Source organism: Kitasatospora sp. NPDC057692, from assembly GCF_042799475.1.
In the GTDB taxonomy this organism is placed as follows: domain Bacteria; phylum Actinomycetota; class Actinomycetes; order Streptomycetales; family Streptomycetaceae; genus Kitasatospora.
The window spans coordinates 1-11,578 of record NZ_JBHVIV010000150.1; the positions used below are offsets into that span (position 1 = coordinate 1).

An 11,578-nucleotide genomic window follows, 5' to 3' on the forward strand; every position below is an offset into this window, starting at 1 on the left:
CCTTCGCCGCCGGCTACCACCGCTGCATCGGCGAATTCTTCGCGAGGACCGAGATGGCCCTGACGGTCGCCCACATCGCCGCGCACTGGCGCCTTTACCCCGTGCCCGGGCACCGGGTCCGCCCCGTCGCGGCACTGGTCCCGCGCCCCGACAGACTGCCGACGACCGTGCTGACCCGCGACTGACGGTCCCGGTCGGCGAACCGTCGAACGGCCCTCGTCAGCCCCTCGCCATCTGGCGACAGCCGGCCGACCGGGCCCGGCTCACCCACCGGACGGGCGGAGCGGAGTTGGCTCTGCCGGGGGAGGCGGTACCGCCCTCGGGAGGAGGCCGGGCGGGGTGGCCGGCGAGCAGGCTGGAGGCAGCGCCGGAAGGGATCCGGGCGCCGCCGAAAGGGGCCGAGATGACCGTCACCGCGACCAGCACCACGACCGCACCGGACCGGAGTATCGCCCGCCACCGGCTGGTGCGCCGGGCGGCCGTGGTCGCCCTGGCCGGCACGGGGCTGCTGGCGCCCCTGGCACCGACCGCCTCGGCGGCCCCGCCCGCCGCCCCGGTCGCCGGGCGGGAACGGCCCGCCACCGACCCGGCCGCGCTGCGCCGGGCGCTGCGGGCCGTGGTCGAGGAGGGCGGCTCCTCGGCGGTCGTGGCGGAGGTCCGGCAGGACGGCCGCACGGCGTGGCGCGGGACGGCGGGGGTGGCGGACCTGGCAACCGGCACGCCGGTGCCCGACGGTGCCCGGTTCCGGATCGGCAGCGTCACCAAGACCTTCGCCGCCACCGTGGTCCTCCAACTCGTGGGCGAGCTCCGGATCGGGCTCGACGACCCGGTCGAACGCCACCTGCCCGGGCTCGTCCCGAACGGCGCCGCGATCACCGTGCGCCACCTGCTCAACCACACCAGCGGGATCCACAACTTCACCGACGACCCGCGGTTCGACACCGACGGCGAGGAGGCCCTGGAGCGGTGGCTGACCGTCGGCCGCTGGACGACCTACCGGCCGCTGGACGTCGTGCGGATCGCCACGGCGCACCCGCCGTACGGCAGTCCGGGCTCCGGCTGGTGGTACTCCAACACCAACTACGTGCTGCTCGGCCTGATCGTCGAACGGGTCACGGGACGCACCTGGGCGGAGGAGGTCGAGCGCCGGATCATCCGGCCGCTGGGCCTGCGCGACACCTCGATGCCCGACACCTCCACGGTCGTCCCCGGGCCGCACGCGCACGGCTACGTCGAACGCCCCGGCGGACCGGCGGACGTCACCCTGCAGAACCCGTCGGCGTACGGCCCGGCCGGTGCCGGCATCTCCTCCACCCGGGACCTGGCCCGCTTCAACGCGGCGCTGCTCGGCGGCCGACTGCTGCGGCCGGCGGAGTTGGACGCGATGAAGCAGCAGGTCGACACCGGGCAGGGCTTCACCTACGGCCTCGGGCTCAGCCGCCACCCCGGCGCGTGCGGCGAGTTCTGGGGCCTGACCGGCGGCATCGCCGGCTACGGCACGCTCGTGACGGGCAGCGCCGACGGGCGGCGGCAGGTCGTCGTGTCGGTGAACCCGTACCACCTGTCCGAGGCCACCGGCCGCACCTTCCAGGCCCTCGTCGACACGGCGACCTGCGGTGGTCCGGAGGCCGCCGGACCGTCCGCGGGCTGAACCGGCGAGGCCCCGGGCCGGGGAGCGAGGAGAGCTCCCCGGCCCGGGGCCGGTTCCGACGGGGCGTGCTGCCGCCTACGGTCCGGGCGAGGCCGCGACGCGGTCGGCTAGACCAGCTTCCAGAGGTGGTCGTCGGTGCCGCCGTATGCCCAGCCGGATCCGTAGCAGTTGTAGACGGTCAGCGGCAGGCCGTTGCGCTCACCGCCCCAGTTGGCGACGTCCAGGCACAGCGTCGGCGTGGTGGCCAGCAGGGTCTGGACGTTCATCAGCACCCCGTAGCCGGGGTAGTCCGAGGACGCCTGGAAGACCCACTCCTGGTTGTCCACGCGGCCCGGGGAACAGGTGTACATCCCGACCTGGGTGCCCGGGTCCACCGGCCCGTAGTTCGGCACGTCCATACACTGGCCGCTCTTGATGTTGCGGATCGTGAAGGCCGGCATGCCGTAGTAGGTGTTGCCGTCGTAGTCGAAGCTCCACTGCTGATTGTCGTTGCTCGACCCGTCGCACCAGTACTCGTACACGTTCGTGCCGTACTCGGGGCCGTAGTTGGGCAGGTCGGCGCACCATCCCGAGGCCAGGTTGTACAGCACGCCGGGGGTGCTCGCCTGGGCGGGAACCGAACTGGCCGCCGCGGCCGCCAGCACCGCCGCCGCCACGGCCGCCACGCGAGTGAATCGCTTCATCGTTCCTCCGATGTGTGAGGGTTCTGGACGGCAGTTCACCATCCGCTCACATGGCTTGGCCATGACACAAATCGGTCGGGGGTGGTGGAGTGTCCGATTCCCCCGGCCGACTTGGCCGGTCTCCGACCGGCTGTCGCCGACCCGCGCAGGCCTGCCTCGTGCGAGGGTTGCGACTCCGGAGGTGCGGCTGACCGCCGCCGGCGCGCGGAGGACAGCCGAAGGACGGGCACCGAGGCCCGTCAAGGACGGCCGCGTCGCCACGACCTCCGGCCCGATGAGGTGGCACGGGTACCAGAGGCCGTCGGCCTCCACCACGGCGTGGTCACCGAAGGAGATCGCCCAGGTGGCGGGCAGCCGGCCATCTCTCATCCCCGGAAACGTGATCGAGCCCCCCGGACCGTGGACGGCGGGCCCGATCGTAGTGCGGGGAACTCCGGTCAGCGGGCGTCGGTCTCGTCGATGAGGTAGTGGAGTTCGTCGAAGACCTGGAGGACGACGACGACCAGGACGTGGTCGGCGACCATGAACTCCACGACGACGCCGGGGGCGGCGTAGGCCTTGCGCAGGTGCTCGTCGGGGCCGATCGGCGCCGTCGCGGTCTTGTGGTACGGATCGCGGGCGAGAACACCCAGCGCGCGCTCGAGGAGGTCACGACGTTCGGCGGGCAGGGTATCGATGGCCGCCTTCGCCTCGACGGTGTACTGCACGCGGTACGTCATGCCCGCCACGATAGCCGGGCCCGGGAACCGATGGGAGCGGCCTCCGGAATCCGAGACCCTCCGCCGTCCAGCCGGGCCCGGCACCCCGCCGGACAGACGTCGGCCGACCGCCCGGACCGCCTCGGCGGCGTCCCGCCACGCCGCCACCGTGTCACCGGGCAGCAGCGAAGGCCCCGTCCGATCGGCACGCGCCGCCGCCGGCGGCGACCGGTGGCCCGGCGCACGCAGTGATCCAGTCCCGGCAGGCCGCGGTGAACTGTTCGATCCGCCGGCGCGCATCAGCCTTCGACGCCGGTGGAGGCGTGCGCGGCGCCGACCGGCTTCGACTCGGGCGATCCGCGCTGGCGCAGGTAGACGGACAGGATCGCCATGGAGGCCACGGCGAGGAGTTCGGACTGCCAGTTCTGCAGGGTGCGGTTCCCGATGTCCGCGGACAGCACGTAGTCCCACCACGTGAACGGGGTCTGCAGGTCGCGCAGCCGCCGGGCGTTGAACGACGCGACGCCGGTGATCGACTGGGCGAGCCACGAACCGAGGAAGAACAGCGCCATCACGAGGCCGAGCGAGGGCGAGTACAGGGTGAGGCGCAGGCCGCTCGCGCGGGCCGAGGCGGGGGAGTCGGCGTCGGCGTGCTCACCGACCTTCTGCTCCCGGTCGGACTCCGTACCGGCCCGTCCGCTCCACCTCGTCTGCGTCCTCCGTGCCCAGCGGGGGCCCGGCATCCTCTGCGCCCGGCCGAGCAGCTTCCGCACCAGCTGCCGGCGCCGCTCGCCGAGCGCGCGGAGCCGGTCGGTCTCTTTCAATCGGTCGGCGTGTCGGTTGGGGGCGGCGGTGAAGTCGCCGAGGGTGAGGGTGTACCGCTCGTCGGCGATCCGGTCGGCTGCCGGTGGTGTGTCGGCGTGGTGGGGATGCTGGTGAGCAGGTCCGCCAGGCGGTCGGCACGGTCGGTCAGGGGAGGTGGCCTGGTGTCGGTGCCGCCCTGGGCGAGGAGGTCGAAGGCGGGAGTGCGCGAGTTCGTGGATTTCGGGGCCCGAACACGGTGAAACAGTCTGCCGGGTTGTCGAGGTGGTGGTGAGGGCGTATGGCAGTCGACGGGGGCGGATCACCGGTCGCCGATAGCCGCTCGACTCCTGTCGGGCGACCTGCTTGACGCCCGCTCACGACCGGGAGCGAGGTCCTGGTTCCCCCGTCCATCGGCGGGTGAGGAAAACCCCCGGGCCGGTACGGGGGCGCAGCGGATGGTGCGGGTGCCCCCGAGCGGCGAGGGTTGGGCTCATGATCACGCACAAGCTTCTGCTCACCGCTCTGCTCGTCCCGCTCGGTGCCACCCTGGCCGTAGCTCCGGCCGCCTCCGCCTCCGCTCCGCCCGCAACGCTCGCATCGTCAGCCTCCGCCGACGCCGCCGCGTTCCGCTCGCCCGAGGCAGCCCTCGACCGGGTGGCGCACCCGCTGCGCACCACTGAGCCCCTCGGCGGCCTGGCCGACCTGCGCCCGTTCGGCACGATGGTCGGCGACGCCACCGTGGTGGGCGTGGGCGAGGCCACCCACAGCTCGCACGAATTCGTCACCCTCAAGCAGCGAATGCTGCGGTACCTGGTGGAGGAGAAGGGCTTCCGCACCTTCGCCCTCGAAGCCGCCTGGAGCAGCGGACTGCGGATCGACGCCTACCTCACGCGCGGCGAGGGCGACCTGAAGCAGATCATGGACGAGGAGTTCCAGGGCACCTACCGCTGGTGGAACAACGCCGAGTATCGCGACCTGCTGCAGTGGATGCGCTCCTACAACATCCAGCACCCCGGCGACCCGGTGCACTTCGTCGGCGACGACAACGGGTTCGCCGGCCCCGAGCTCTACGACAGGGTGAACGCCTGGGCGGCCGCGTCCGGGCCCGAACTCGCCGCGCAGATCGGAGAGCTGTACCGGGGCCTGCGGCCCGCCACCGGCGCCGAGGCCTACGTCAACGACTACTTCGCGAAGCCGCTCGCCGAACGCAGGGAACTCGCCGAGCGGACTGCCCGGGCGGTGGACCTGCTCAAGCAGCACCCCGGCGCCGACGCCGACGCCCACGCCTGGGCCGTGCAGCATGCCGCCGCAATCCACCAGATGACCACCCTCTACGCCTTCGACTGGGACGACCCCCAGAACATCCCCGGTGCCATGCTCTACCGCGACCGCGTCATGGCGGACAACATCGCCTGGTGGCAGCAGCACACCGGAGACAAGATCATGATCTCCGCCCACAACACCCACGCCGCCCTCAAGACCTACGCCCCCGCCAGCCACCCCCGCGTCCAGGGCGAGTTCCTGCGCGAGCAACTGGGCACCGGCTACCTGAGCGTCGGCCTGACGTTCAACCAGGGCACGTTCAACGCCTTCAACCACGACGGCGCCCCCGAGCGCTTCGCCGCCGCCCCCGCCGCACCCGGCACCGCCGAACACACCCTCGACAGGGTCCGCTACCGCGACTACGTCGTCGACCTGCGCAACACCCCCGCCCCAGCCCGCACCTGGCTCGCCGAACCCCACACCATCAAGAACATCGGCGCCACCTACCCCGGCATCGCCGACGCCCCCCAGATCCGCCTCACCCAGACCCACGACATCCTCATCCACCTCCACCAGGTCCAGGCCGCCCACATGCTCAACTGACACCGGACAACCACCCGGCCCGGGCCCGAGCGTCCACGGCCCGAGAAGCGGTGCGCGCCGCCCCTCGGACCGGCTCAAGCCCGTCGGCGGAGCCTGGAGCCGCGCAGCCCGTCCAAGCGCCACGCCGCTGCGGGGCACGGCCGAGGTGAACCGCTTCGGGCGGCCTGCCGGATGCCGTGTCGTTCTCACCCAAGCGGCGTGTCGGGGTCGGGCTCGGCCGTCAGGGGGACGTCGCCGGTGCCGAAACCGGTGCGCAGACGGTGCGCGCGCACGGGGTGGCGCCAGCGGCCGGCGCTGTCCCGGGCGACGTCGGCGGACACCTCCACGACGACGTCGGGCTCGACCGGACGACGTCGAGGGCCTCGTGGCTGCCCCAACCGGCGGAGAACGTCCGGCCCCCCTCCCACGGGTATGGACGCCCCGCGCAATCCGCGAGCGCCGCGCCCACCGTCCGTTCCACCTCTTCAGAGGCCTTCGTGCCCAGCGGGTGCCCGGCGTCCTCCGCATCCCGCCGGGCCTGGCTGAGCAGCTCCCGCACCAGCTGCCTGCGCCGCTCGCCGAGCGCGCCGAGCCGGTCGCCGACGAGCTGCGCCTGTGCGTCGCGCGGCTCCTGCCCGAGGCCGAGGAGGTCGGCGACGAGGGGCCGGTCGGTCTTCTCCAACCGGTCGGCGTGCTGGTTGCGGGCGGCGGTGAAGTCGCCGGGGGGCGAGGGCGTACAGCTCGTCGGCGATCCGGTCGAAGTCGCTCCGGGCGGTCATCGCCTCGGACTCTACGGCGGGCGGGCCCCGCGGGCAGGCGGTGGCCGCCGGTGTGTCGGTGGTGGTTGGGATGCTGGCGGGCATGGACGACGACGAGGTGCTGATGCGGGGCCGGGTGTACGGGGCGGACCACGACGAGGACTGCGGCCCGCGGCCCGGCCGCGAGTACCGGGAGCTGTGCGCGGGCCCCCTGGACGGCCTGCTGCTGGATGTGACCGGCTGGAGCGCCGAGCAGCTTGCCGACGGTGCCGCGCTGCTGACGGAGATCGGCCGCTACGGAGCGGGCGGCCGGGCGCATTACGAGCCGCGGGCCGCCGACCCGCTCCGCTGGGACTGGGCCGGCGACACTCCCTGACCGGCTCTCCTGCCGTCAGTACCCCCGACGCGACCGCTCCCGCGCGCGCTCCCGCTATGGACGACGGGAACCACGCCGCGCCAGGCGTCTACTGGGATCCGCTGCCGACCGCCCGCCGTCTGCTCGCCGAGGACCGGTGCCTGGACCAGTTCGGTGGGCTCTGGCGGGAGCGCAACTGGCGCAACGTCCCCGGGCCGTTCTACGGCGCCGACACGGTGGACGAGTACCTGCGGGGCTGTCTCTTCTGGCTCGCCGAGCGCCGCCCGTCCCGCGCGGGCGAAGCCCGGCCCGATCTGGGACAGCCCCGCCGCACTTCCGTGCCGCCCGCCGTTGCGGCCGGTCCGGCCACCGGTGATCGCTGCTCGCCGGCTACTTCGTGGCGGCCCCCGAACCGCTGACCGGCCTGGACATCCCGCACGAGCGGCTGACCACGGCCTGCGACTGCCTGCTCGACCGGCTGCCGGTGGACGGCTGTTGGTTCGACACTGCGCAGGAGGCCCTGGACGCCTGCGCGACGATCCAACTCCCCACCAGAGCCCGACTGTTCGCGCTTCTGGTACCCGCCGAGCACACCGCCGGCCTCGTCTCCGCCACACGCGCGTCCGCGGTGTACGAGCCGGTGCTGCTCGCTCACCTGGACCGCCCGGCCGACTCCGGCCCCGCCCCCGAGCCTGCCGCGGGCGGGCGCGAGATCGGCTGGGAGGTGCTGGGCTACGACGCCGGAATACTCCACAGCCGGCTCTGCACCGACCTCTACCAGGACGCCGTGCGCGACCTCGGGGTGACCACGGACGAGCACGGCCTCCTCCGTTCCCGCGAGCGGGCCGACCGCCTCGCCGTCTGGGCCAACGCCCCCGACGACACCAAGCCGGTCACCTGGTTCCCGGTCGCTCTCGTCGAGTGGGACACCCGATCGAGAGCCGGTTCGTCCCGATCGTCACCGAGCCCCCGTCCCCACCCCCGTCCCCTGGTGGAAACGCCTCCTCGGGCTTCCTCGGACAGCTGATGTAGAGGGGCGGACCGGAGCCTTGGGGGGCGCCGGGCCGAACAGCTGAGCCGCCGCGGCCGCCCTCGGCACCTCGGCCGGGAGCCCGGTCCGCTGTGGTCGAGCGGAGCCCCGGGTCGCCGTCGCGCACACCACGTCGCCCCCGGTCCGGCCCACCCCCGGTCCGGCCCGCCGGCGGTCCGGGCGCCGCGTGACCGCACCGCCGCCACTGCCACAGCCTCGGGTTGACATCCGTTCGCCTCCATACGATATGACTGGCGCTCATGTTCTACCCGCCACGCCTTCACGGCGTGCGGACACAGAGGCAGTGCAGCCAGAAAGCGAGATCGTGAACAGAACACCCGCGCGGGCACTCGTCCCGTCCCTGATATGCCTGCTGGTCGCAGCCCTCGTCCCGGGAACGGCCGCGGTCGAGGCCGCGGCCGAGCCCGCGCCGCCGTCGGTCTGGGTGGAGAGCGGCTACGACCACGTCTTCTCCTCGTCCCCCGCCCCGTCGCGCCCCGCCCGGGCCGTCGACCTGGCCGCGGCCCGCAACGAGACGCAGGCCGCCCAGATCGCCGTCCGCTCCGGCACCGACCTGACCGGTCTCCACGTGGTGCCCGGCGACCTGGCCGGCCCCGGCGGCGCCACCATCCCGGCCGCCCGGATCACGGTGAACCGGGAGTACAACCACCCGACCGTCGGCAAGGTCCTGCCCTGGTGGTGGCTGAACGGCAAGGACGGCCACCAGGAGCCGCCGGACGGCGGCAACAGTTACTACGACGCGCTGGTCGACAACACGCCGTACGACCTGAAGGCCGCCACCACCCAGCCGTACTACTACAGCGTCGCCGTCCCGGCCGGCCAGGCACCCGGTACCTACACCGGCAAGGCCACCGTCCGGAGCACGCAGGGCGCCGTCGACGTCCCCGTCTCGGTGACCGTCCACCCGGTCGACGTGCCTCCGGCCAACCGCTCCGCCTTCCGGATGAACAACTGGTTCACCTCGGTCGGCTGGGACTACAACTGGACCTCCACCTCCATCCGGGCCCAGTACGGCGTCGAGGACTTCAGCGACGGCTGGTGGGCCGTGATGAAGAACTTCGCGGCCAACCACGCCGAGCACCGCAACAACGTGATCTACGCCGACTTCCAGGCCCTCGCCGTGCGCGACACCACCCTGGTCAACGGCCAGTACACCTTCCAGTGGAAGGACTTCGACCGCTTCGTCCAGCTCTTCCAGGACGCCGGCTCGCTCCAGTACATCTACACCCCCACCCTGATCGAGGACGGCGGCAAGGGCCTGGAGGCCCTCGTCAGCGACGGCCAGGGCGGCGTGAAGGTCGAGCACCTGCCGCTGACGACCGAGGCCGACCGGGCCGTGGCCGCGCAGTACCTCGACAAGGTCTTCGCCGCGCTCAAGGCCCACCTCGACACCAAGTGCCTCGACCCGGGCCCGACCTGCGCCCCGGGCCGGCGCTGGAGCGACGTCCTCTACATGAGCGCCGTCGACGAGCCGAGCGGCCCCAGCCTGCCCCTCCAGAGCGTGACCGCGCCCTGGTTCTACGAGCAGTACCGCCGCCACTTCCCGCAGGGCCTGACGAACGAGGCCCACAACGGCCTCGCCCCCGCCATCGACGCCGCCCTGGGCACCGTGACCCCGCAGGCCGACGGCCTCAACTACGACCCCAACGCCGCGTACTACCAGAACCTCCGGCTCTCCGGGAAGGACCTCTGGCTGTACTACTGCAACGGCCCCGTGGACCACCACCTCAACCGGTTCATCAGCTACCCGCTGTCCGAGTCGCGCCTGACGCCCTGGATGGTCGCGGCCCTCGGCGGCAACGGCTTCCTCCACTGGGGCTGGAACCACTGGACCAACCCGGACAGCACCTTCAGCCGCGTCGACACCTTCAACGACTGGCAGGACGGCGACCGCTTCCTGGTCCGCCCCAACCGGGGGCCGAACAACGACAAGTACGAGCTCTACAACAGCGTCCGCAGCGAGGCCCTGCTCGCCGGCATCCAGGACTTCGAGCTGCTGAACCAGCTCGCCGCCGCCAAGCCGGTGCTCGCGCGCGCCCTGATCGGCTCGCTGATCACCAACACCACCGAGTTCTCCACCTCCGGCGCCGACACCGACCAGCGCCACCGGCAGATCCTGGACGCGCTCTCCTCCGGCGGCCCCGACGCGGCCTTCCCGTTCGCCGACGACTTCTCCGCCGGCAACGACAGCCGGTGGCGCCACACGGTCGGCAGCTGGTCGGTCACCGCCGACGGCGGCTACGTCCAGAGCGACGTCCGCAGCGGCTGGGACACGGTCTCCGGCATCGCCGGCCGCGCCTACCGCGACGTCGCGGCCTCCGTCGACGTGCGGATCACCGGCACCGACGCCGCCGACGGCGGCGACACCGACTGGGCCGGGCTGACGATCCGCAGCCAGAACCCCACCGACGCGCACACCGGCTACCTGGTGGCCCTGCGCAACAACGGCGAGGTCTTCGTCCACCGCAGCGGCACCACCCTGGCCGCCGCCCCCGTGCCCGGCTACACCCCGGGGCAGACGGTGGCCCTGCGGGTAGACGCCCGCGGCGACACCCTGCGCGTCTTCGCCGGGACCACGCTCCTGATCACCCTCACCGACACGGGCTACCCCGTCGGCGGCATCGGACTCGCCACCGGCCACGCCAGCGCCCGCTTCGACAACGTGCGGCTCAACCCCGGCACCGACGCCGCCGAGAACGCCGCCGTCACCGCCTCCAGCAGCTACGAGGCGGACGGCTGGTCCCTGGCCGCCGCCACCGACGGGCGCCGCGGCCGCACGGACGGCCCCACCGGCTGGAGCAGCGCCGGCAGCTCCTCCGCCGACCACGCCGAGTGGGTGTCGGTGGACCTCGGCGCCGTCCGGCGCACCGGGCGGGTCGACCTCTACCCGCGCGCCGACGGCGCCGACACCGGGGCGGGCTTCCCGGTCGACTTCACCGTCCAGGTCTCGGCCGACGGCACCGCCTGGACCACCGTCGCCGACCGCACCGGCTACCCGCGGCCGGACGCCTCCGCCCAGTCCTTCGCGTTCCCGCCGGCGGACGTGCGCTACGTCAGGGTCGCCGCCACCAAGCTGCGCACCGACCCGCACGGCAACTACCACCTGCAGCTGGCCGAGATCGAGACCGCCGGCGGCAACCTGGCGGTGAACCGGGCGGTGGAGTCCTCCAGCAGTGTGGAGGCCGACAGCTGGGGCCGGGCCGGGGCGACCGACGGGGTGGTGAACTCCGCGCTCGGGTACTCGATGGGCTGGAGCAGCGCCAAGTCGTCCGGCCCGGCGGCCAACGAGTGGATCACGGTCGACCTCCAGAGCACCAATGTGCTCAGCCGGGTGCGCCTGACCCCGCGCACCGACGGCGCGAACACGGGGCTGGGCTTCCCGGTCGACTACACCGTGCAGGTCTCCGCGGACAAGTCCGCCTGGACAACGGTGGCCTCCCGCACCGGCCAGACCCGGCCGGGCGCCGCGGGCGAGGAGTTCACCTTCGCGCCGACCGGCGCGCGGTACGTGCGCGTCGCCGCGACGAAGCTGAGCGCCGACCAGTTCGGCGAGCACTACCTGCAGTTCGGCGAGATCGCCGCGGGCTGAGCCCCGGCGGACCCGCGCGGGGAGGGCGCCGCCCCCCGGGCGGGGGGCGCCCCCGCGGGGGGGGGGGGCCCCGCGGCCCCCCGCGCCGGGCCCCCCCGCCGGCCGGCGGGTGGGGGGGGGCGGGGGGGGCGCGGCCGAGTGGGC

The 11,578-nt window shown here is 73.3% G+C and carries 11 protein-coding genes; 7 read left to right on the top strand and 4 right to left on the bottom strand.

The features are described 5' to 3' along the window. Both ACFVFS_RS39495 and ACFVFS_RS39500 read left to right on the top strand, forming a co-directional pair. The coding region (locus ACFVFS_RS39495) for a cytochrome P450 (RefSeq protein WP_380629857.1) at window positions 1-185 on the top strand (185 nt) is incomplete at its 5' end. A gap of 218 nt (window positions 186-403) precedes the next feature. Next, window positions 404-1,651: a serine hydrolase domain-containing protein gene (locus tag ACFVFS_RS39500; RefSeq protein ID WP_380629858.1), complete on the top strand. Its 1,248-nt coding sequence runs from the start codon at window positions 404-406 to the stop codon at window positions 1,649-1,651. A gap of 107 nt (window positions 1,652-1,758) precedes the next feature. Here ACFVFS_RS39500 and ACFVFS_RS39505 read toward each other — a convergent pair whose 3' ends face one another. From ACFVFS_RS39505 to ACFVFS_RS39515, 3 genes are all read right to left on the bottom strand, one after another. After that, on the bottom strand, window positions 1,759-2,334 hold the full coding sequence (locus ACFVFS_RS39505; protein ID WP_380629859.1) for an RICIN domain-containing protein: 576 nt from the start codon (window positions 2,332-2,334) through the stop codon (window positions 1,759-1,761). A gap of 437 nt (window positions 2,335-2,771) precedes the next feature. Then, complete coding sequence (locus tag ACFVFS_RS39510; protein ID WP_380629860.1) at window positions 2,772-3,053, bottom strand: hypothetical protein; 282 nt, start codon at window positions 3,051-3,053, stop codon at window positions 2,772-2,774. A gap of 278 nt (window positions 3,054-3,331) precedes the next feature. Then, the gene (locus ACFVFS_RS39515) at window positions 3,332-3,856 is read right to left on the bottom strand and encodes a DUF6766 family protein (RefSeq protein ID WP_380629861.1); all 525 of its coding nucleotides are present in this window, start codon (window positions 3,854-3,856) and stop codon (window positions 3,332-3,334) included. Between the two features lie 472 nt (window positions 3,857-4,328). Between ACFVFS_RS39515 and ACFVFS_RS39520 the strand changes: the two genes are divergently transcribed. Then, the gene (locus ACFVFS_RS39520; protein WP_380629862.1) at window positions 4,329-5,702 is read left to right on the top strand and encodes an erythromycin esterase family protein; all 1,374 of its coding nucleotides are present in this window, start codon (window positions 4,329-4,331) and stop codon (window positions 5,700-5,702) included. A gap of 220 nt (window positions 5,703-5,922) precedes the next feature. Here ACFVFS_RS39520 and ACFVFS_RS39525 read toward each other — a convergent pair whose 3' ends face one another. Next, window positions 5,923-6,363, bottom strand: coding sequence for a hypothetical protein (locus ACFVFS_RS39525; RefSeq protein WP_380629863.1), 441 nt, complete (start codon window positions 6,361-6,363; stop codon window positions 5,923-5,925). 179 nt (window positions 6,364-6,542) lie between these two features. On the opposite strand from ACFVFS_RS39525, the gene ACFVFS_RS39530 reads away from it, so the two are divergent. From ACFVFS_RS39530 to ACFVFS_RS39545, 4 genes are all read left to right on the top strand, one after another. After that, the gene (locus tag ACFVFS_RS39530; RefSeq protein ID WP_380629864.1) at window positions 6,543-6,815 is read left to right on the top strand and encodes a hypothetical protein; all 273 of its coding nucleotides are present in this window, start codon (window positions 6,543-6,545) and stop codon (window positions 6,813-6,815) included. 56 nt (window positions 6,816-6,871) lie between these two features. Beyond that, complete coding sequence (locus tag ACFVFS_RS39535; protein WP_380629865.1) at window positions 6,872-7,213, top strand: hypothetical protein; 342 nt, start codon at window positions 6,872-6,874, stop codon at window positions 7,211-7,213. Beyond that, on the top strand, window positions 7,192-7,821 hold the full coding sequence (locus ACFVFS_RS39540; RefSeq protein ID WP_380629866.1) for a hypothetical protein: 630 nt from the start codon (window positions 7,192-7,194) through the stop codon (window positions 7,819-7,821). Before ACFVFS_RS39535 ends, ACFVFS_RS39540 begins: the two co-directional genes overlap by 22 nt. A 328-nt stretch (window positions 7,822-8,149) precedes the next feature. After that, the gene (locus ACFVFS_RS39545) at window positions 8,150-11,434 is read left to right on the top strand and encodes a discoidin domain-containing protein (RefSeq protein ID WP_380629867.1); all 3,285 of its coding nucleotides are present in this window, start codon (window positions 8,150-8,152) and stop codon (window positions 11,432-11,434) included. The last annotated feature ends 144 nt before the right edge of the window (window positions 11,435-11,578 follow it).

Excerpts from the sequence above, each read along its gene's own strand:
- ACFVFS_RS39505 (WP_380629859.1), bottom strand. The coding sequence starts at position 2,334 with ATGAAGCGATTCACTCGCGTGGCGGCCGTGGCGGCGGCGGTGCTGGCG.
- ACFVFS_RS39535 (WP_380629865.1), top strand. The coding sequence starts at position 6,872 with ATGGACGACGGGAACCACGCCGCGCCAGGCGTCTACTGGGATCCGCTG.
- ACFVFS_RS39510 (WP_380629860.1), bottom strand. The coding sequence starts at position 3,053 with ATGACGTACCGCGTGCAGTACACCGTCGAGGCGAAGGCGGCCATCGAT.
- ACFVFS_RS39520 (WP_380629862.1), top strand. The coding sequence starts at position 4,329 with ATGATCACGCACAAGCTTCTGCTCACCGCTCTGCTCGTCCCGCTCGGT.
- ACFVFS_RS39530 (WP_380629864.1), top strand. The coding sequence starts at position 6,543 with ATGGACGACGACGAGGTGCTGATGCGGGGCCGGGTGTACGGGGCGGAC.
- ACFVFS_RS39500 (WP_380629858.1), top strand. The coding sequence starts at position 404 with ATGACCGTCACCGCGACCAGCACCACGACCGCACCGGACCGGAGTATC.